A 21,518-nucleotide genomic window follows, 5' to 3' on the forward strand; every position below is an offset into this window, starting at 1 on the left:
GCCTCCTTAGTCCCTTTTGTTTAATCGGAATTGAATGAATGTCAAGCAGGCGATCAGGACGGCGAACACATAGGAAAGCGCTGATGCATATCCAAGATCATATTCGGTGAAAGCCTTCTGATACATCCATGTCAGCATGACCTCGGTCTCGTGCATAGGTCCGCCGTTCGTGACCAGATAGACGGATGTGAAGACGTTGAATGCGCCAATGATAAGCATGAGCTGGATAAACAGCGTTGTCGAACGGACAGCCGGCAGAGTAATATAGCGGATTTTCTGCCAGCCGTTGCAGCCATCCAGGGATGCCGCTTCATATAATTCCTTCGGTACGCCCTGCAGGGCGGCCAAATAGATGACCATGACCCATCCAACGCCCTTCCATATTCCGAGAAAGCTGATGACAAGCAGCGCCTTCATCGGATCGCTGAGCCAGCTTATCGTTGTGCTGGTCAAGTGAAGCGCGTCCGTAATGATATAATTCAACAGCCCTTGGTCTGTAAACACGAATTTAAAAATCAAGGAAGCAACGACCCATGATGTAATGACCGGCAAGAAATAGAACACCCGATAAGCAGTAACGCCCCTGCGGTTCTGATGAAGGGCATATGCAACAAGGAAACCCAGAATCATCTGTCCCGGAACAGAAATAACCCCGTAGATGATAATATTGCGCAATGAAATCCAGAACACCGAATCCTGAAATACATGCAAATAGTTCCCAAACCCGATAAACGTCATCTCGTTCAGATTCGTCAGCTTGAAGTCATAGAAGCTGAACATGAAATTCCGCAGCAGCGGATACACGAGGAAAAATGAGAAGAACAGAAATCCGGGTGCAGCAAACAAATACCCGGCAAGCCCGCCTTTTTTGTTCATATGATGTAACTCCTTAGAGGAGAAGCGCCCGCCGTTAACTTACGCGAAGCGCTTCTTCTGCTGCTGTTATTATTTGAGCAAGGCATCGATTTGGTCTGCAGCTTTATCCAGCTCGCCTTGAATATCCCGATCGGTCATGAAGATCGCCGACATCGTATCATTAATGACGGTATCAATCTGCGGCCATGCCGCCACCGGCGGACGTGCCTTCGATGTTTTTAATTGCTCAAGAAACGGTGCGAAATATGCAATACTCTTAATCTCGCTGTTCTCCATGGCTTTGAGATTGACAGGAATTTGGCCCACCTTGCCCATGCTGACCTGAGCCGCTTCCGATGTAAGAAACTTCACGAATTTCCATGATTCCTCTTGCTTGTCCTTACTGAAAATGCCCAGATCCTCTCCGCCCAATACTTGGACAGAGCCTGCTGATCCTTTGGGAAAGGATGCGGCAGCAGCTTTGAAGTCAGGGAATTGCGATTCGAACTGGGCAAATGCCCACGGTCCTTCCGCCATCATCGCGTAGCTTCCTTGCGCATGTCCTTCCGTAACAGGAACATCCCCAGGCTTGAATCCGGCAATTTGCCCAGCTTGTATAGCGGCTCTCAGCTTCGTCAAAATTTCTATCGTGGCCGAGCTGTTCAAATAGCCTTGAGCTGTATCCATCGCAGGAGACAGCACATCACCGCCGTTGCTCCAGATCCAAGGAAGGATATTCCACCCTTGCAGAGCCGGCTCGCCGAAGCCCCAAGCTCTGTCAGATTGGGCTTTAACCCCTGCGATCGCTGTGAAGAACTCATCGGCCGTTTCCGGCGCCTTGTCAAGGCCGCTCGCCTTCAGCATCGACTCGTTCCAGAACATGACCTTCGTATTCGTGTTAAGCGGAAGACCATAATAATGATCACCGATCTTGCCCGTTGACAACGGTCCTTCCAGAAGCTCCTTCGCTGTCTCGTCGAAATCCGCGAACTTCTCATCGAGTGCAACTAACAGCCCCTGCTTCTGAAACTCTGGAACCCAAATAATATCCAGTCGGGCTACATCCGGCATCTCGCTGCTGCTGCTGCCGATCTGCAGCTTCTTATGAAGCTGATCCCACGGATACGCAACCGCTTTCACTTTAATTCCGGGGTTTGCAGCCTCGAATTGCGGAATGAGCTGTTCGGTCAACGTCTTTTCTTCCGGAGAAGCCGTGCTGTAATGATGCCAGAACGTAAGCGTCGTCTCCTTGGCCGGCTTATCACCTTTTCCTTCAGCATTGCCGCTCGTATTGCTGTTAGACCCTGATCCGCATGCCGCAAGCAAGGAAAGGATGAGCAGAAGAGCAATCGCGCCTGGAATAGACTTTTTTATCGTCATAGAGGGTAACTCCTTATCGAATGTTTTGGAATAACATGACTTGTCTTGGACCTATATGGGCAGGCATATCCGCGATGTCGGCATATCCGTCCGCAAGCTCATCACGGCCGATCCCGAAGACGGGGAGCACAGTGTCGAGCGCCACGCGCTCGACGGAGAAGTTCAGCAGCAAAGTAACGACGCGCGCTCCCTCTCTGCGCTTAATCGCATACAGCTCATATCCCTCTGCATAAACCAGCTCCAACGTCCCCTGCTGCAGGATGGAGCTTGACGTCTTGCGGTCAATCCATTGCCCCATTTGGCGCAGCAGCGACATATCCGGCGATACGCTCTCCCATGGCATGCTGCCACGGCAGCCGGGATCATTCTCTCCTGTCATTCCCAGTTCATCGCCATAATAGACGACAGGATTGCCCGGGAATACAAATTGGATAGCGAGCAGCAGAAGCAGATCCTCTTCACGGCCCCCGCATCTCGTCAGGATGCGCTCCGTATCATGGCTCCCAAGCAGATTGAACATCTGATGCAGCTCTGCGAGTGAATAGCGATGCGCCAAGCGGACAAGTCTGCCATGGAATTGCCCAAGCGTAATGGAGCGATCCAGCACATATTGGAACAGAATCGTCCTTAATTCATAGTTCATCACACTGTCTACGCCGCCGGACATCATCAAGCCCTTGGCATCGTACCAGATTTCTGCAATAATAAAAGCGTTAGGATTAAGCGTCTTGACAAACGATTTCAGCTCCCGCAAGAAGCTGATTTCAACCTCATCTGCGACATCAATTCTCCAACCGTCAATGCCCGTTTCCTTCTGCCAAAAGGAGACGATATCAAAGACGAACTGTTTTACCTCGGGGTTTGATGTCCGCAGCTTGGGCATCCACTGATAGTAGCCCACGGAATCATAACGATCCTCACTGCGCATTACAGGATATTCATTCACATAAAACCAATCCTTGTAGATCGAGCCCTCGCCGTTCTGAACAACATCCTGGAAGTAGGGATGATAATAGCCGCAATGGTTGAATACGAGGTCCAGCACCACTTTTATATCACGCTCATGGCATTCGTCTATCAGCTTCCTCAGCTCTTCAATCGTTCCGAATTGCGGATCAATCTCGAAATAATCGATGGTGTCGTACTTGTGGTTGGACAATGACTTGAAGATCGGATTCAAGTACAACGCATTAATGCCTAAACTGCTCATATAATCCAGCTTGTCTATTATCCCCCGCAGATCACCTCCCATGAAATTGTCTCTTGTCGGCTCGCTGCCCCATGGCTCTGTTCCCTCAGGGTTAATAGCGGCATCCCCGTTGCTGAAGCGCTCCGGGAAGATCTGATACCATACCCGGCTGTTGATCCAATCGGGAGAGCTAACAATATCGCGATCGCCAGCATAAGAGAACGAATAGCTGCCCCCCTTCGCATCAACCGCCTGAACGCCATCCGCGCTGAGCCACACCGTCTCCCCCTCCGCTTGATATTGAAAGGTATATTGAAGATAGCGAAGGCGAGCTTCCTCACTGTTCAATATGGTGCGGTAGAAGGCTGTTTCATCTGATTCCGCCCATTTGTCCATCTTCTGCTGCCTAACGCCCTGCTCCAGCTTGTATTTATTCCAATACACCAGTTGCACAGCTTGTGCATTCACAGGCAATCGAAGCCTGATCTCCAATTGCTGCAGGGATACGAGCGTCGTTTCAATAATGGGATCATGTCCATAATAGTTTGTCATTGCCATGTACCTCTATCCTTTATAAACTAATTCACAATGCTGGTCGGAATACGAATCGATTGCGCCGGATTCGCTTCCTTGTTGATTAATGAAAAAAGTAACCCCGCCGCCTGCTTGCCCATCATCTCCAGATCGATTTCAACATAATGAACAGGATGCTTCAAATGACGGAACATCGGATAATCATCGAACGTGGCCAGGCTAATCTCCTTGAGCATCGGATTGCCGTGCTCCCAATCGAGCATCTCAAACAGCAGCTCATGCGTGCAGCAGATGACCGCTTCCGGATTGTGTCCGTTGTTCCCCGCCTCACCTCCTTCAAATGCTCTGAGCGTTGCCAATGAATCTGCCTGTTCCACAATATGAGCCTCCAGGCCATGCTGCCCCATAACGGCTCTGTAGCCTTCCATGCGATCCGCGATAAACTTGTCCCGCCGGCCATCAGCCGCACCCGCATACATGACGATAGAACGATGACCGAGAGCCAAGAGCCGTTCCGTTAGAATACCGGCTGCCTGAACATTATCCACATCGACCCAGCGTATTCCCTCTTGCTGCAGCGAATGCTCCCCGATAATAACGAAGGGCATCTCATGCTCTATGAGCAGCTCATAATTCGCTTGATTGAGCAAGGTGTCGGGAAGCAGAAGGCCATCAACCCGATGCTCGACCACGATGCGCTCGAAGGTTGATTTGCCTCCCTTCTTATCATGGTCACTCATCATCAGAAGCAGATATTCATTGTCATAAATGACATCCTCGATCCCTTGCAGCACCTTATAGAAAAATGGATTCGCAAACGCTTTCTTATCCGTGTAATCAAAGCAGAAACCAACCGTAAACGTCTTGTTGAAGGCAAGCCCTCTGGCAATCGAATTGGGAACATAATTATGCTCCTTCATAATCTTCTCGATCTTGAGCCGAGTCTTCTCCGATATATTCTTGTTCCCGTTCAGTACTCTCGATACCGTCGCTTTATTCACGCCCGCCAAATCCGCAATGTTCTGAATCGTTAGCTTTGACATCTGTTCGTACTCACCTTCTCCTTCTATGCAACCGGTTGCATTTCTATTATAAAAAATAATCCCCCATAATGCAACCGTCATTTTGACTGCTAATAAGTTGAACGATTGGAATGAACAAAGGGCCGCTGCACTCAGAGTAACGCATAGCAATAAAGTTATTCACACAGCGCAAAAAAGACCGCTAATCGTCTTGTGTGAGCGATTAGAACGGTCTTTCACAACTATGCGCTTTCTTCGTTATTGTCCGTTTTAAGAGACGACTCCGATTCGCAAATACGCCCGATCATCATACGAGTGAAGATCTGACTTATACGTACTGAACCCCAGAAATTGTTCAATCGCTAACGGATCATTGGAAAGCGTCTCCTGCAGGATCGATTCCGTCTCCTTCACTGTTCCCTTTAATATGGCATATCCATCTGTAGCCATAACCAATTCCTCGACGTCCTCTGAAACCTTCACGATTCGTATATCCTCAGATCGAAACGCAAATCCATCCACCGCTGAATAAGAAAATATTGAAGCGCCATTGTCATTTTGAAAAACCTGCTGTATTTTCAGCAGCGGCTCAATAAACTGCCTGCCCGTATCTTGTTCTCTAATGGCTTCAATCGTCTTGCCTGCCAGCAGCTCGCCTTCGATAAACAGCTTTCTCGCTTCCAGCATCACTTTATCGATATACTTGTCGTTATCATATTGGACACCGTCCATGTAGGCCTTGCAGTCTCCGAAAAACCACAGCTCCTTATGCGCTGCGCTGTAGACCAGCAGCGATGCGGCCGGCCTGAGAAGCGGCTCCCGCCTTAACAGCTCCAGCCAGCCTTGGCGCTCATAGTCCTCTCTAATATGCTCCGATAAGGCGGCTATGAATTCACCGGCATCGGCGTCAGCATGTCCCTCCATATGCAGAATATGCTCCTTAATGAGCTCCATCAGATACCGTCCGCTTGTTTTTCCGGCAAAATCCATATCTGTTTTGGCCGTAACCCCGTCGATTACAACAGCATAATGGGGCGTAACGACGAAACCGTCCTCGCATAAATCCGCTTGCTGCTTTTTCCCCTTAAGAAAGCTTTCTATGACTTGAATCAATCATACAACCCCCGGTCCTAGTTGGCAAAATTCAGATTCGTGTAAGAAGCGTATCCGATCATGACTTCAAATGGCTGCAGCGATACAGCAGCTTTCTTCAGAGGCGCGGCTTCTCCGCATAGCTGCCCGTCTTGATAAACAAGCTGAATCGTATTGACTTCTCGTCCTGCGACCCGATATATATCAGCACATACATCCAGCTCAACCACCTGGCTGCCCCAATTAGCGGTTACAAATAAGAGACGACTGTTATCACCATGATCCTCGTAGACCAGATACACGACATCTTCCTTGTCCATCGCCGAAGAACCCACATGACAGCTTCCATTGGCGATAACCCCAATAAAGGCCGCTCTTAAACCAAGCGCCTCCTTCATTAGCTCCATCAGCCAAGCATGCTCCCCATTGGTCCAGCTCAAGTAAAACGGATCAAAAAAAGCCAGCTTGCCCCGTCTCTCATCCTGCTCGTCTACCACAAAATCGCTGCATTCGCTTCCATCTCCAGCCTGGAATCCCATATTCATAGGAAGCATCTCTGCAAGCTCAAGACCATTGCTAATGAGCGGAATAACATTGGGAGACCAGCAATTAAGCAGCAGAAGCAGCGCTATTCTTTTTTTATCGCGGTGCAGCATGACCGCTCGTGGAGTATCCGGCGTTTCCAATGCCCCGATCATCGGTAGATGCGATGGCATCAAAGTATTCGCAACGAATGCCGAATAATCGCTTGCTCCCTTGCAGCCATAATAAAATTCCCACGTCCGTCCGCTGATCATATGGAAGCCGTTCTCCCTGGCCGCCAATGACCGATTAGCGTCGAGCTCCTCCGACCAGAAAATAAACGCTGGATTGATCGCCTTCGCGCGGGCGATCATTTCCTCATTCAATGGCTGCGGAAGCGCATGCGCCATATCGACCCGAGCGCCGTCAATCCCGAACTTCTCCTGATAATAGGGAATAACGCTCAGGACATACTCCCATAAGCCGCTGTTCTTGACGCGGCAGCTGTACAGACTGAGCTTGGCGCCATCCTGAAGGATATACGGCGGCTGATTATCCGGAAGATAGGGCTGGACTTTCTCATGAAAGTCCAAATAGAACCGCAAATAGGTTACATCCGTCCATAACGGCTGAGGGTCATTCAATACATCCGAGAACGCCGGGCAGGTCGTAATCCCGTAAAGCTCTTCGATTCTTGTCAGAATGCTGTCGCTTCCTACTGATTCCGAGTAAGCCGCAAGGAGCGACTTCCACTTCTCCTCGTCCGTTTCGCTTGGCGCGAGCGCGAACGAGGACAAATATTCGTTGATTTTGGGAGAACGGTACAGCTGCTGAAACGATTCATCGTTAAGCGGAGCTAGCTCCGGCAGCGTCTCCACGGGAGGCAGCGCAAACGTTTGCCCAACTTCCTTATCGATCCAATAAAACCAGTCCGGATGATCAAGAATCAAATGATTGTCTCTGGCCGCCGTTCTAAATACGAAATCTACGACAACCTTGATGCCAAGCAGATGGCAGGCTTCAATAAATGCATGAAATTGCAGCTCCACTATTGCTTCGCTGCAGCTTCCCAGCAGCGGGTCATGCAAGCTCGGGTCCAGCTTATATATGTTCTTGATCGCATACGGACTGCCGATCTCACCCTTCTTATAGATATCGCTCTGCTCAAAGACAGGGAGCAAATAAATGACATTGATATGCATCGCCTTCAAATACGGCAGCAGGGCAATCGTCTTCAGCCATGTGCCTGAATGCAACTGCTCCTTATTGGAATCATGCTTCCATGCGCTAAACATGCGGACCAGCATACTGTAGATGACGCTTTCCTCAATTGGCGCGCCGCTTGGGCGATCCCCAGGATTGGAATTCGCAGGTGACAAAATATGCTGCTCTATGCACGCAATAAGGAAGCGATACGGGTTGACATTAATTTCTCCAGCTCTTGCGGCGTGCTTGCTGTAATCGGTATAGCCAAAGCTGTTCCATAGCTCAGGAATATAGTAATCCCCCTGATAGCTGTCGCTCGTTTGCTTCAGCATGTCCAGCAGCTGCTTCAAATGATTTTGCTTCATAGCTCCCCCTAGTCGTTAAGTAATCGTTTCGTGCAGCCAGCGAAATTCGTAAGGTTGCAAAGAAATTCCTTCGTTTAGTTGATACCGCTCCCCTTCCATAGCATCTCGCATAACTCCTCCAAATCCTTGCTCCTCCAATACTCCGCCGGACACAGCCTGTACCCCGCTTGAGAAATTGCAAAGAACGAGAAGCCTCTCCTTGCCGTTTGTTTTGCAATAGGCCAGCACGGCCTTGTTGTGCACATCAAGCAAGGCAGCATGAACATCTGAATGGAACACCGCATGCTGCCTGCGAACGCTGATCAGGCGCTGCAAGCCTTTGAATATCATTTGCTCGGGCGTGCCGTCTTCCTTCCTTCTCAGAGCCTTGGTCCAGTCCATCTTCGGCCGGTGAAGCCATCTGCTGTCATCCGCCATATCCGGGTTCGAAGCATAGCTGTAATCGTTCAGCATGCCGATCTCATCCCCGCTGTATATCATCGGGATGCCCTCATAGGATAAAGCGATGCTGTACAACAGCAGCATTCGCTTGCAAGCCGTCTCGGCTTGTTCTGCATCCTTGCATTCGACAGCCTTCTCCAAACCGCATAAGGAGGCTGCCGTTCCAGAGGTTTTGGCCTCCTTCGCTTTCTCACTGAATGGCTTGGCCTCTCCTCTTGCGAAGCTGCCTGAAGCTTGTCCAACGTAAAAATCTGTATGCATCCCGACGAACGGAACCTTGTCAATCGCCAAGCGCTGAAGCAATTCCTCCTCAAACAGCCAGGCAATATCGTCGTGACAGCGCACGTAATTGATCCAGGCATTGCCAGCCTCAAGCTTGGGCAGCGCCTCCAGACATAAACGCAGATAGGTGGTATCGCTCATCGCCAATGCGTTCCACAGCCCTGCCATCATGGGGAAATTGTACATATACTGCAGACCATTCTGCTGATCGCCGAAATACGTCACGATATCCCGAGACTCGCCGATCGTCTCCCCTTTAAACACCGTTCCTGGGGCGACCATATAGGCGATGCGCCGGAGCATACCTACGATATCATGAACCTGCGGCAGATTGAAGCCGTTCGTTCCAAGCTCCTTCCATATATGCGGAATAGCGTCCAGCCTCAGCACATCAACACCGCGATTTAACAAATACAGCATCGTTTCCGCCATTTTGTTGAACAGCGCCGGATTTTTATAATTCAAGTCCCATTGATAATCATAAAAGATCGAGCATACCCATTTGCCCGTTTCCGGATCAACGACAAAATTCGACTGCGAAGCCTCCGGAAATATGAACGGGAGTGTTTGATCGTACAAGTCGGGTATTTCCCGCGTATCGTACATCATATAGAGGTTCTGGTAATAGGGGTCTCCTTGACGCGCTTTGATAGCCCATTCATGATCATCCGCTGTATGATTCAGAACAAAATCTATACACGTATGTATCCCCTGTTCTCTTAACACATCCTGCAATTGCTCAAATTCATCCATCGTTCCAAGCTGCGGATTGATCTCAGTGAAGCTCGATACAGCGAAGCCGCCGTCATTCTTGCCCTCTCTTGTTTTCAATACAGGCATGAAATGAATGAAGTTAATGCCGAGCTCCTGTAAATAAGGGAGCTTCTCCTTAAAACTATTAAGTCCTCCCGCAAAAAGATCCACATAAAGAGACATCCCCACCACTTGCTCTGACACCGACCAGCCAGCGTCTTGCAGCCGCCGCAGATCTTGCATCTTCAGCTCCTGCTTCCGATTATCGAAAGCGAGATGGATCGTCTTCAACAAATCCTCGAAATCGGAAGAACGCTCTCCATACAGGGAGAAGTAGGTCTTCCTGAGCGCATCCAAATTGTCCTCCATCCGATTGCGGTAGGGGGCTAGCGTGTTCACTTCTTTCCAATCATCCATGCATCCTCCAGCCTTTCGCTGTCAATCGATAGCTGCGTCTCAGAAAATTCGACTTCAAGCGCCATCGCCTCCCATGTTGATGTATACAGGCCGAACTGCCTCGTTTCTGCGTCAAAGCTGCCTTTATAAAACAGAACCCAATCCAGATCCGTATTATATCTGTAATGGAATTGGTAGTCCCCGGAGCTATGCTCCACTTTAAGATATACAGCGCCGCCGAAGAACGGCTCGCTCCGTAAGTTGTTCTTCTCCTCCAATTCAGGACATAGAAGATCGATCGTCTCCCCGCGAACGATGCCGAACAGCAGCTTCGTTCCGTCCTTCAGCCGGATAATGATTCCAGAGCGGTAATAATTGCTCTCCTGCAGAGTCCGCACCTCAACCTTGCATGCCAAACTGAAATTTTGCTTTCGCTCGACAGCAACCAGCAGCTGCGGCGCACTGTCCTGAACCGACCAAATGTTGCAAACGCTGCTAGGGCTATGGTTGATCGTAATGATGCCGTTGTCTCTGGCTAGCTTGACATATTGACCGTTTTGAATCGAGAACGCCGCATTGCGCTGGCGGCTTCTTATCGCTTCAAGCTGCTCTTCAAGCCCCAACTCGTGGATCAAGCCCATTAAAGCGTCTCTAAAACGCGCTTCCTGATTCAGATTGCCCTCTATATCGGGAAGGAGAGGCGAAATATCAATATCCCCCTTACTGTATTTGTAGATCAGCTTGCTGAGCTCATGTCGTATCTTCCCCCAGTCATTGCTCACTGCGTTCTTCAACTGGAGCAAATATTGAATGCGCTGGGGATCTGCCCCAAGCCGGGACAGCATATGGAACAGCTTATCATAATAGATCGTCTTGAAATTCGCGCTTACGGCCATCGTCCAAGCCAGCGCATCGAAATCCGCTGACTGCTGGCGCGTCTGCAGCATTTGGGCGGCATCGCGCTCCCAATGACAGATTTCCGCTTCCCCGCGCTGCAACTGCTTGAGATGTTGAAAATGGTCAAGCAGCGTTTCCTCATAGCTATAATGCTGCGCGGATGCCGTCTCATGCATCGACCAGAAGTGGTATACTTTCCGATTGAAAAAACGTTCGAAATAGCATTGGTTCACTTCAGCGAGTCCCGAGAAGCTGATTGAAAAGTTTTTGTAGATTCTGCTGAATCCTCCATCGACATGGACAGTATCCAGAATATAATAAATTTCCCGTTCGGCATCATAACCCTTAATAATGAAATAGTGGCCGTGATCCTCCTTCTTGTAATGCTCATCATAATACAGGGCATATAAATTTCCGGGAACTAGAACACGGCCTTCCTTGTCTATTTCTGCGCGGATTTGCTCATGAAAATCTTGCTCCGAGCTGTGAACATGCGCCGCAAAGCGCAGATTCAACTTATTCTCCAGTACTTGCTCGAAAAATCCGAAAAACGTAGGATAGAGGATTGCCGGGGGATTAACCAGAGGCGAGAACCTTCCGTCCACATTAAATGTTTCATAATAGCTGATGTAAAAAAGAAAAATGTCAAAATATGCGGGATTATAGGACTTGCTTAGAATCGCGATCGGTTTATAAAAGCAGTTAAGCTCCCTCCATGAATAATTGTCGTCATTTTCCGTAATCTCAGTCATAATCTTGACTTTGCTCCGCATTGGAGCATTCGTTTCCATCTTTACGATTACCCTCCCTCACATATACGAGCCTATGCTTCGCGGCCCTCTAACGAGCCGATCTCTGCCAATAATTCATCAACTCCAAGACAAGCGTGCTCCTTCAAATATCCGGTGGAGCCATAGCAGACCGCCAGAACCGCTTCATCGGCAAGCCGGCTGATTCGAAAGCGATGCGAGGACGGATTCACCAGCTGTGAATAGCTGCCTTCCAACACCTCGAAACGAATGGAAGCCGGATCATCAAGCTGAAAGTGGAAAGAATTCAGCGGAATGCTGAGTCCCTCGCCCACAGCCTTCACATAGCTCTCCTTCAATGTCCACAGCGTATAGAACATCGCGAGCCTGTCCTGCGGCGGGACAGCCATCAGCTGGCTGTATTCCTCCTTGGCAAAATAACGCTTGGCAATGATCAAATCGATTGGCTTGATCACTTCGACATCAATTCCGACTTCCTCGTCTGCAATGATCGCGACGATCCAGTTGCCCGAATGCGAGATGTTGAAATGCAGCGGCTGCGAACCGTTCAGCAGCGGTTTCCCAAAGCTGTTCGTCCTCATGCTGATGCTGCTGATCGGCCGCCCCGTTCGTTCACTCACCGTCGCTTTAACGAGCAATTCGCCCAGAAGCGAGCGGCAAGCATCCTCTCTGTTGCGAAACCGGGACAGCCGCTGCCGCTTCTCCTCCGACAGAAGTCGACTCAGGCCATTCCATTCATCAGCAGCCAAATCCCGATCCATGCGCACCATTCGAATATCTATCGCCTTGCCCGATTCTATCATCATGCGCTTTCATTCCTATGAACACGCATATAATCCAGACAGGGGGCAATCTCTTCAGCGGCGCACTGGAATTGGTACTCATTCCCGATCTCTTCGATCTCCTGAAAGCCCGAAATCATGTGGTACAGCTCCTCTATGCACACTTTGTTTTTCTCTCTAATCTAGTAATACATTCCATTTCCATCCCCCAACGCTAGAATAACATTTGAATGGCATGCTTGGCTATCAACGTTTCGTGAACCTGGCGCGGCCTCTCGGCATTTGCTGCAGGCATGGATTTGCTGTGAGAGCTTCCCGCTTCGCTTCCGTACAGCAGGCGTCTGTCCTACGAATGTGCCAGCAAAGGAGCGAGCCATTCCAGCTCTGGCCGCTCGCCGCCGGCAAGCGGCCCTTCCAAACGAATGGCCACTGTGCCTGTGAAGCGCATGAACTCCTCCAAGCAATTGCGCAATAGCTGGAATAGCTCCTCTGTCCTTGGAATATCGGGCTCCCACCACCAGTTTTTAATAATCAGCTCATTCATCTTCTTATCCAGACCTGGCTCGAACCGACCAACGAACTGGTCGCCGCACATGATGGGAAGAACATAGTAGCCGAACTGGCGCTCAACCACAGGCTTATAGACCTCCCAACGATATTCGAAACCGAACAGCTCCTTGATTAAACGCCGGTCCCACATCATATTGTCCAGCGGAGCTAGAATGAACGCTCGCAGAGGAAATTTGCAGTCCTCGCGCATCACCTCGTCCAGCACGGGCTCATCCTCCGCCCTCATGTAGAACTCCTGTTTGTCCAGGCCTTCAACTTGAAGCACAAGCAATTTCCCCTTGGCCAGCAGTCCTTGAAAGGCGGAAGTCCGCTCCTTGCTTTTCAATCCGTCGATTCCGAGCCATGCATCGCTCGCCTTGTTCCACAGCAGGCCAATTGCTCCTATGCGGCGCAGGACGTACCATTGCCAATAGTCATCCGCTGTCGGATTCGGTTCAGTCGCCTGCAAATACGTATCGGGCAGAAACCGGCTGGCCAGATGATATACCTTTCTCGTCCTCTCCTTGTGATGAATGATCAAATCCCCTGTGAAATACATGCTCTCCAGCACAGCACGGGACAAACGGGTAGGCGCCCACGACCAGGCTACAACCTCATTGTATTCAAGATCACTTGAGGATAATGGCCCTTGAGCCCTCATCCTCTCCACAACCTGAGGCACGATTGCGTTGACATGCGGCATGGAAAGCAGCCTGTTCCTCGCCGATTCCCTTATGCGCGCGAAGAAAGGCCAATCCTCTGTCGGATAGATGGACATATTTTTGTCCCAGCCGTCAACAAGCTCCCGATCCTCATACAGCAGCTCCTCCAGCAGGCCCGAACGGAATCCTTGTATACGGGACTGCAGCACGAGCTCCTGGTTGTATCCGACGACGTTAAGCGGGTCGAATTGCACGCATCCTACTTTTTTGATGTAGGCCATGATGCCCTCTTTGCCTTCAAATTTCCGATGTCCCAGCAATCCTTGATGGGCCAGAATTAAATGTCTCGCCTGTTGTTTGGTCAGTAAACGTTTCATGAAGAGACGTCAACTCCTCTACGGGTTTGAGATTCGACTTTCTGTTTGCTATGCGTGCTATGCGTGCTATGTGTGCTATGTGTGCTATGTGTGCTATGTGTGCTATGTGTGCTATGTGTGGTTATAGAATCTTGATGTTCATTTAAGGAAGACTGACAGCAGCGGACAGGGGGTATGAGGATCGGGGATTATGACGAGCGGAGTAGTCTAAACGTTATTGGTGATCTATGCATTATTCATGCCGTCCAAATCGGAGTCAAATGACGGCTGCAAATATGAATTGCAGCAGCATTCCAGAAGATCGCTTCGGCCTGCTGCTGCTTTGTCGTTTCCTTACGCCCTTCGGCGGAGATTATTCACAAGCTTGTTATCAATTCCTCGCGGGCAAGCCGCAGCATGTAAGGCTTCGCGGAGCTGCCGTCACCTTTGCCTCCACCATTGTAGACTACGATCAGCAGCGTCTCCATTTCTTGCGAGAGCGTCCCTTCGGATAAATATTGCGCCAAGTCAAAGGGCAGCTGTTCGATTACGGCATGCTTGTGCAGCTCCTTCTCCCCAAGTCCGAGCGAAGCGAACGCTTCCGATACGTTCTCAGGACGAGCGGCCAGCTGCTGCATCCAGCTGCTCCACGCCTGCTTGTCCATCGTGAAGTCCCACCATACCTTGCGCGGCTTGTAATTGTGGTTCAAGAAGTAATCGAGCTTCATCAGGCCGAGCGCCACTTCAAGCTGCCAATCGGTGGCCTGCTCGGTCAAGACAGGCGGCTTCGCATCGTATTCCTCCAGAAACGCCCAGAGACGGGAGAACAAATCCTCCAGCTGGTGGCCGATCTTCTGCCAGCCGCGTCCCTCCCAATAATCGCCGAACTGCTGGAAGAAATCGAAGGCCGAAGGAAATGCCCGCTCCACCAGATACAGCAGCGAGTGGTCCATCCGATGCGCATTCCAATACTTCTCCAGCACATCCTCAACCCGCTTGATCCGAACCAAATCCGAGAAAGGCAGCAGCTTGTTGCCAAGCATCTCGTAGGGAGCGCGGTCCATGTAGATGTAGCCATACTTCTCCGCATCCAGACGCATGCCCGTGCCGCGAAGCATTTTGAGGAAGCCGAGCTGCAGCTCCTCGGGACGCAGCTCGAATACATCGTTGAAGGTTTTGCGGAACGTATTGTAATCTTCATGCGGCAGTCCTGCAATGAGATCCAGATGCTGGTCGATCTTGCCGCTTTCCTTCACCTTGGTCACTGTACGGGTCAGCTTCGTGAAGTTCTGGCGACGCTGTACAGCCTCATTCGTAATATCATTCGTCGATTGAACGCCGATCTCGAAACGGAATATGCCCGGGGGAGCATGCTCGGCCAGATAGTCCAGCACCTCAGGACGCATAATATCTGCCGTGATCTCGAATTGGAACACCGTGCCCCGGTGGTTCTCAATAAGAAACTGGAATATGTCCAGCGCATAGTCGCGTTTAATATTAAACGTCCGATCCACGAACTTGATCAGCTTCGCTCCGGCATGGATCAGGTACAGCAAATCCGCCTTCGTGCGCTCCATATCGAAATAACGGACACCTACCTCGATGCTGGACAAGCAGAATTGACAGCTGAACGGACAGCCCCGGCTCGTCTCGAAATATACAACCCGACTGGCAAGCGTCGGCAAATCCTCAGCGAAACGGTACGGGGTCGGCAGTGTCGCAAGATCCAGCTTGGGACGCGGCGGATTGATAATGACCTTCTGCGAGCCATCCTCGTTCTGCTTTCGGTAAGCCAATCCGAATACCATATGGAATTTCTCTGCATCGCGAAGCTCGGTCAGGAGGTGATGGAACGTCTCCTCCCCTTCGCCTACAACGATATAATCGACCTGCGGCAGACGCTCCATCCAGAAGCCGGTGTCGTAGCTCACTTCAGGGCCGCCCAGCACGATACGGAGCGACGGCTTTATTTTGCGGAGCATATCGATAACGGTAATCGTCTCTTCAATGTTCCATATATAACAGGAGAATCCGATAACATCGGGCTCGCGCGCGAACAGGTCCCCCACAATATTCATGGCCGGGTCCTTGATCGTGTACTCTGCAATATCGATATCAAACTCATTAGCGCTATAGGCCTTCAAGCAGCGCAGCGCCAGCGAGGTATGAATAAATTTAGCGTTTAAGGTCGTCAGTACGACTTTCATCCTGCGTTCATTCCCTCATTAGTCATTTCATTCCTCAATTCCCGTCCCGCACTCGCGTTGCATGGAGCCTCGACATATCGCACAGGCAATGGGCGGGAGCCATACCTATTGTACATAATATGAGGCCAAAAAAGAAGGGCCCTCCCTTCGTCAGCGCCAGCAGCGCTAGAAGGAACAGCCCTTATTCATATCCTGTTTACTAGCTGCGAACCTGAACATGCATCTTTTCTTTGCCCTGCATTTGAATGACGGGGTAACGAACACGCCAAGTCCCGTCTCCGACTGCACTCACTTCACCAGGCGCAAAGCCCCGTGGCTCAAAGCTGAAGACTTGCTCATAATAGACGACAATCTGAATTTTTTCATCAGGCATCATACGAAGCAGCTCGTATCCGGCATCGATTGCCCAATAGCGGAAATCATCGTTTGCCTGATTCCCATACAGCATGTAAAAGGATGGGTCAAGGATCGCTGTTATGACCAGCCAGCCCTGTGCGTCCCGTGTCACTTCCCAGCGTTTCAGCTCTGTTGAACCGTTGAACGTGCCAATCGTACCGAATTCTTTCTTCATCAGCTCTTTAATCTCGTCCGTCGTTGCGCCCTTCATGCTGTCAGGCAGACGCTTATCGAAGAACGCCGCCTTCTTCTCTGGGCTGTCCTCCAATTCATAGAGCAGCTCAGTTACAGCAGATACGGATACCGCAAAATTCAAATCCGCTTGCGTCTCGTCCATTCCAGACGTTGTAATGCCGATAAGCTCTCCGTATTCATTGAACAATCCGCCGCCTGAGCTGCCGTGATCGATCGGCACACTGATTTGATAGCTTCTTGTCATGCCTAAAAATTCAATATTGCTAATAATGCCTTCAGCAGCTGTGTTCTGAAATCCGAGCGGACTTCCGATTGCAACTACTTTATCGCCCTTGCGATCGGTATAACCGCTGCCTATAATGACAGGATCGACATTGAGCGGTTCCTTTGTCTCAATAATGGCTAAGTCAGCCTCTTCGTTATATACGACAATTCCTGCAATATCGATGACCTCGCCATCCACCGTCATTACAGTGCCGGATTGTGCGCTCTCCACAACATGGTGATTCGTTATAATCTGTTTCTCGCCTATGACAACGCCGCTGCCTTGAGCGGCATCAGTTGTAATCATAACGACACTGAAGTCGTTCATTTCTACAATCTCTCTCGTCGTCAGCTTCTTGGCGGAGGAAGACTCCTCATCCTGATCAGAATCAGTATTGTCAGGATCTTCATACTTCTTCATCTTTGCTTCTAGCGAGACGATGTAAATCGAGTTGGATTTATTATCCATATGTACATCTGCTCCAAGCGCTTCCCCTACGAACCGAAGCGGCACCATCGTCGATCCGTTCAACTGCTGCGCAGGCGCCGAGAGCTGAATGGATTTGCCGTTTATGACCGCTTGCTTGGAGCCGACTTGAAGCGTTATCGTTGAATAGTCTTTCTTAACAATAATTGTTTTGGTTGTTGGTTCCCATGACAAATCTGCGTTTAATGCTGCGAAAATCTGACGCATAGGCACAAGCACGACGCCCTTCTGCGTGACCGGAGCAGTAGATAAACTGAGCTTCTTCCCATCCACATAAATTTGCAATGCGGATGACTGTGCAGCAGCCGTCTTGGCAGACGCTGCTGCTGACACGCTGGCTCCACCAATGCCCGTCAATGGTGCGATTACAAGGCCGAATGCAAGTACGGATAAGAGCAGCTTTTGCTTCAACTTAAATTTCACCACAATTTTCCTCCAATAATCTCCTAATATTTCCTATGCGAATATCGTAACACCCGTACTAGTGTTTGTCTATCAGATTCGAATAGGAGACAGCAGATTCATAGAGGCTCCCGAACGGCTTGCCTACTACTGCCATTTGAAAGTGAAGCTGGCAATAATAAAAGCAAGGACAAGCCATCCGCCCAGCAGCAGCGCTTCGCCCCATAGCTGCGTCAGTCCAGCGCCAACATTCATAATCTGGCGCAGCGAGGTCGAAAGATGGGCAATCGGCAGCGCATTAACGATCGGCTGCAAGTAAGACGGCATGTTGCTGATCGGGAAGAAAACGCCGCCCAGGAACATCATCGGGAACGCGATGAAGCCGGCGATTGGACCCGCGCTCTCAGGTGTTTTGGCAAGTCCGGCGATAATAAAGCCGATTGCCATGAAGGCAAGTGTGCCCAGAATGACGAAGACGAGCAGAAGCGGCCAAGAGCCGTTGACCTGTGTCCCGAACAGCAGGGATGAGATGAGCAGCACAATGACGGCCTGTGAGCCGTTCAACAGCAGACGTGCCGTTATTTGCGCGGCAATGAATGAAGACGGACGAAGCGGCGTGCTCTGCATCCGGCGAAGAACACCGCGCTCGCGCCAGGAAGCGATCTGTCCGGCAACACCGTTCAAATTATTCGACATAATCATCATCGCTACAATGCCGGGAACGAGAAAGTCGATATATTCCAGCTCCAGAGACTGTACGCCGACAGCATCAAGAACAACAACAGGAGCATAATGAACAAGCGACTTGCTCAGTCCATCGGTCACCTGCTCCAAAGCGTTGATGGCGGTCTGAGCTCTGACCGCTTGCGTCTGATCATAATAGAGCTGTAGCTTCGCTTGTGTCCCGGCTGCAATGGATTCTGGCGACATGGAGGCTCCGAACCCTTTTGGAATAATGATGAGCGCTCCCTTCTCGCCTTCCCGAAGCTCCTGCATAGCCGCTTCCTTAATCGCCGCCGGTTCAAGACGGAGCACATCATTCTGGCGTTCCAACGCTGCAATGACAGTCCTGGAGCCCTCGCTGCCCCCGTCCTCGTCATAATAGTACCCGTTAATGGCTCCACTTCCACTGCCCCCGGCAAAGGAACCAAGCATAATCATCAGAAACACTGGAAAGGCCAGTGTCCAGAACAGCACCTGCTTGTTGCGTGCGAACAATCGAAGCTGGGCAATCGTTAGCTGCGTATACGATTTCATGATTCTCTCAGGCTCCTTCCCGTCATGTGAATGAACACATCCTCCAAAGTTGCGGTGCGAGTCAGCAAATCGGTGAATTGCACGCCCTCCCGCTCTGTCATTGCTATAAGTCCGGTTAATGACAGTTGCAGCTGGTCAGTATACAGCACATAGCTATCCTTGCGAAATTCTGCTTGCCGCACACCTTCTATAGCCTGCATGCTGCCCAGCAGCTCTGATTTGTGCGCCTCCGACATCGTTTCCAGCTCGGGCACACGGAACTCTATCGCGCTCTCTGATTCCAGACTGCGAATAAGATTGCGCGGCGAATCCAGCGCTACGATGCCCCCACGATCCATCAAACAGATGCGATCAGACAGCAGCTCCGCTTCATCCATATAGTGGGTCGAAATAACAATGGTCTTCCCTTCATCCCGAAGCCGGAGAATGATATCCCACAGCGTTCGGCGGGCCTGCGGGTCCAGACCGGTAGTCGGCTCATCGAGGAATACCACCTGAGGGTCGTTGACCAGGGCAAGCGCTATAGCAAGCCGCTGCTTCTGTCCGCCAGACAGATTTTTGACCCGATCGTTAAGCTTCTCCGACAAGGTGACACTATCGAGCAGCGGCAGAATCGGTACAGTAGGCACATTGTAGAAGCTGGCATACATATTCGTAATCTCTTTTACCGTCAGCAGGTCAAATAAGGATGTCGATTGCAGCTGCACGCCAATGACTTCCTTCACCTTGCCCAGCTGTGTGCGCGTATCATAGCCTGCAACCCGTGCGACACCCTCATCCGGCTGGCGCAGCCCCTCTATCATTTCCATCGTCGTCGTTTTGCCAGCTCCATTGGGGCCAAGCAAGCCAAAAATTTCACCGCGCCTCACCTGAAAATGAATGCCGTTCACTGCGGTGAATGAACCGTATCGTTTGACCAGTCCGTCCACCTCAATAATATTCTCTGCCTGCGATTCGCCTGAGCGCTCCGCTTGCGCATGATCCTTCACCATTCATACCCCCATATCCGCTAAAATTGATTGCTTGCAGGACTTTTCTATTATACTTCAGCTAGTAGAAAGAATGAAAATAAGCAGTATAGGCTGTGCCCCCGCATATCTTGAATGCTACATAGCATTTAAGGAATGGTTCATGCAATGCTACATAGCATTTAAGGAATGGTTCATGCTATATTGAGGGTAATGAATAGAGGACGGTGTGAGTAGACGAATGAATAAACGAAGAACAGCTGCAGGGCGTCATACGAATGGGAACAAACAGATCGGGAGCGCACGCAAAGCCGCGTCCAAGCCTTCACAACGCAACAGCAGGAGGGAAGAACGAGGCGCAGTGCAGCGTCCGGACATTAAACAATACATCGTTCAGGAGCCAGGCGAGCTTCTTGCATTTCTCATTGCTTCCGCCGCCAATACAGGCAGGAATACCCTCAAATCCATGCTGGCCCGCGGGCAAATTACAGTTAACGGCAGCGTCGTTAAAGTGTACAATTATCCGCTGCAGCCCGGACAAGCCGTTGCCATAAGCAAGGAGCGGATTATTGAGGAGGAGCCGATGATCGGCCTTGCCATCCTGCACGAGGACGAGGATATTATCGTCGTCAAGAAGGATGCCGGTCTTCTGTCCATCGCATCGTCCAAGGAAAATGAGCTGACTGCCTATCGGCAGCTTACAGCCCATGTGCGGAATAGAGATGCCAGCGCCCGGATTTTCGTCGTTCACCGATTAGACCGCGACACTTCAGGCGTCATGATGTTTGCCAAGAGTGAGCACGTGCAGCAAACGCTGCAGAACAGCTGGAAGGACATGGTGGACGAAAGAACCTACATCGCGCTTGTGGATGGGCTCGTCAAGAAGGATAAGGGCACGATCAAATCCTGGCTGAAGGAAAGCAGCACGCTTAAGATGTATGCCAGTCCTTATCCCAATGATGGCTTGCTCGCGATAACCCATTACAGAACAATCCAATCCAGCCGAGATTTCACCTTGCTTGAGGTTCAGCTTGAAACGGGACGCAAGAATCAAATCCGTGTTCATATGGAGGAAATCGGACATCCCGTTGCTGGCGACAAAAAATACGGCTCCAAATCGAAGGCAATTGGCAGACTTGGCCTTCACGCCAGCGTGCTGGCATTTGTTCATCCTGTGTCAGGCGAACGAATGCGCTTCGAAGTGCCGGCCCCCAAATCATTCCTTGCTCCATTCCGAGAATCGCATCCGACGAAATAATAAATCGGCCCCGTGTGTGAAGCATGGGGCC

General features: G+C 50.5%; 15 protein-coding genes. 1 reads left to right on the forward strand and 14 read right to left on the reverse strand.

Annotation, left to right across the window (positions count from 1 at the left end):
* Positions 1 to 6 precede the first annotated feature (6 nt).
* The 14 genes from L6H65_RS00895 to L6H65_RS00960 all read right to left on the reverse strand — a co-directional run bounded on the left by L6H65_RS00895 (position 7) and on the right by L6H65_RS00960 (position 20,253).
* Positions 7 to 876, reverse strand: a complete 870-nt coding sequence (locus tag L6H65_RS00895; RefSeq protein ID WP_236338381.1) for a carbohydrate ABC transporter permease — start codon at positions 874 to 876, stop codon at positions 7 to 9.
* A gap of 69 nt (positions 877 to 945) precedes the next feature.
* Positions 946 to 2,235, reverse strand: a complete 1,290-nt coding sequence (locus L6H65_RS00900) for an extracellular solute-binding protein (protein ID WP_236338382.1) — start codon at positions 2,233 to 2,235, stop codon at positions 946 to 948.
* Positions 2,236 to 2,248: 13 nt separating this feature from the next.
* Positions 2,249 to 3,976, reverse strand: a complete 1,728-nt coding sequence (locus tag L6H65_RS00905; protein ID WP_236338383.1) for a glycoside hydrolase family 13 protein — start codon at positions 3,974 to 3,976, stop codon at positions 2,249 to 2,251.
* A 26-nt stretch (positions 3,977 to 4,002) separates the two neighbouring features.
* Positions 4,003 to 5,001 (reverse strand): LacI family DNA-binding transcriptional regulator, encoded by a 999-nt coding sequence (locus L6H65_RS00910; RefSeq protein WP_236338384.1) that lies wholly within the window; start codon positions 4,999 to 5,001, stop codon positions 4,003 to 4,005.
* 249 nt (positions 5,002 to 5,250) lie between these two features.
* Positions 5,251 to 6,093, reverse strand: coding sequence for a hypothetical protein (locus tag L6H65_RS00915; protein WP_236338385.1), 843 nt, complete (start codon positions 6,091 to 6,093; stop codon positions 5,251 to 5,253).
* Between the two features lie 17 nt (positions 6,094 to 6,110).
* Positions 6,111 to 8,165 carry an alpha-amylase family glycosyl hydrolase gene (locus L6H65_RS00920; protein WP_236338386.1) on the reverse strand — a complete coding sequence of 685 codons (2,055 nt, stop codon included), beginning with the start codon at positions 8,163 to 8,165 and terminating at the stop codon, positions 6,111 to 6,113.
* Positions 8,166 to 8,180: 15 nt separating this feature from the next.
* Positions 8,181 to 10,058 carry an alpha-amylase family glycosyl hydrolase gene (locus L6H65_RS00925; protein WP_236338387.1) on the reverse strand — a complete coding sequence of 626 codons (1,878 nt, stop codon included), beginning with the start codon at positions 10,056 to 10,058 and terminating at the stop codon, positions 8,181 to 8,183.
* Entirely contained in the window at positions 10,037 to 11,725 is a 1,689-nt protein-coding gene (locus L6H65_RS00930) for a BtrH N-terminal domain-containing protein (RefSeq protein WP_236338388.1), read from the reverse strand. The genes L6H65_RS00925 and L6H65_RS00930 overlap by 22 nt, the downstream gene beginning before the upstream one ends.
* Positions 11,726 to 11,757: 32 nt before the next feature.
* Complete coding sequence (locus tag L6H65_RS00935) at positions 11,758 to 12,510, reverse strand: 4'-phosphopantetheinyl transferase family protein (RefSeq protein WP_236338389.1); 753 nt, start codon at positions 12,508 to 12,510, stop codon at positions 11,758 to 11,760.
* Between the two features lie 322 nt (positions 12,511 to 12,832).
* Positions 12,833 to 14,074, reverse strand: coding sequence for a winged helix-turn-helix domain-containing protein (locus L6H65_RS00940; RefSeq protein ID WP_236338391.1), 1,242 nt, complete (start codon positions 14,072 to 14,074; stop codon positions 12,833 to 12,835).
* Positions 14,075 to 14,430: 356 nt separating this feature from the next.
* Positions 14,431 to 16,260 (reverse strand): B12-binding domain-containing radical SAM protein, encoded by a 1,830-nt coding sequence (locus tag L6H65_RS00945; protein WP_236338393.1) that lies wholly within the window; start codon positions 16,258 to 16,260, stop codon positions 14,431 to 14,433.
* A gap of 199 nt (positions 16,261 to 16,459) precedes the next feature.
* Complete coding sequence (locus L6H65_RS00950) at positions 16,460 to 18,025, reverse strand: stalk domain-containing protein (RefSeq protein ID WP_236338394.1); 1,566 nt, start codon at positions 18,023 to 18,025, stop codon at positions 16,460 to 16,462.
* Between the two features lie 126 nt (positions 18,026 to 18,151).
* Positions 18,152 to 19,261 carry an ABC transporter permease gene (locus L6H65_RS00955; RefSeq protein WP_236338396.1) on the reverse strand — a complete coding sequence of 370 codons (1,110 nt, stop codon included), beginning with the start codon at positions 19,259 to 19,261 and terminating at the stop codon, positions 18,152 to 18,154.
* Positions 19,258 to 20,253 carry an ABC transporter ATP-binding protein gene (locus tag L6H65_RS00960; protein ID WP_236338398.1) on the reverse strand — a complete coding sequence of 332 codons (996 nt, stop codon included), beginning with the start codon at positions 20,251 to 20,253 and terminating at the stop codon, positions 19,258 to 19,260. Before L6H65_RS00960 ends, L6H65_RS00955 begins: the two co-directional genes overlap by 4 nt.
* Before the next feature lie 217 nt (positions 20,254 to 20,470).
* Between L6H65_RS00960 and L6H65_RS00965 the strand changes: the two genes are divergently transcribed.
* Complete coding sequence (locus tag L6H65_RS00965; protein WP_236338400.1) at positions 20,471 to 21,487, forward strand: RluA family pseudouridine synthase; 1,017 nt, start codon at positions 20,471 to 20,473, stop codon at positions 21,485 to 21,487.
* Positions 21,488 to 21,518: the final 31 nt, after the last annotated feature.

Origin of the sequence: Paenibacillus plantiphilus (assembly GCF_927798095.1) — a bacterium.
GTDB lineage: Bacteria > Bacillota > Bacilli > Paenibacillales > Paenibacillaceae > Paenibacillus_Z > Paenibacillus_Z plantiphilus.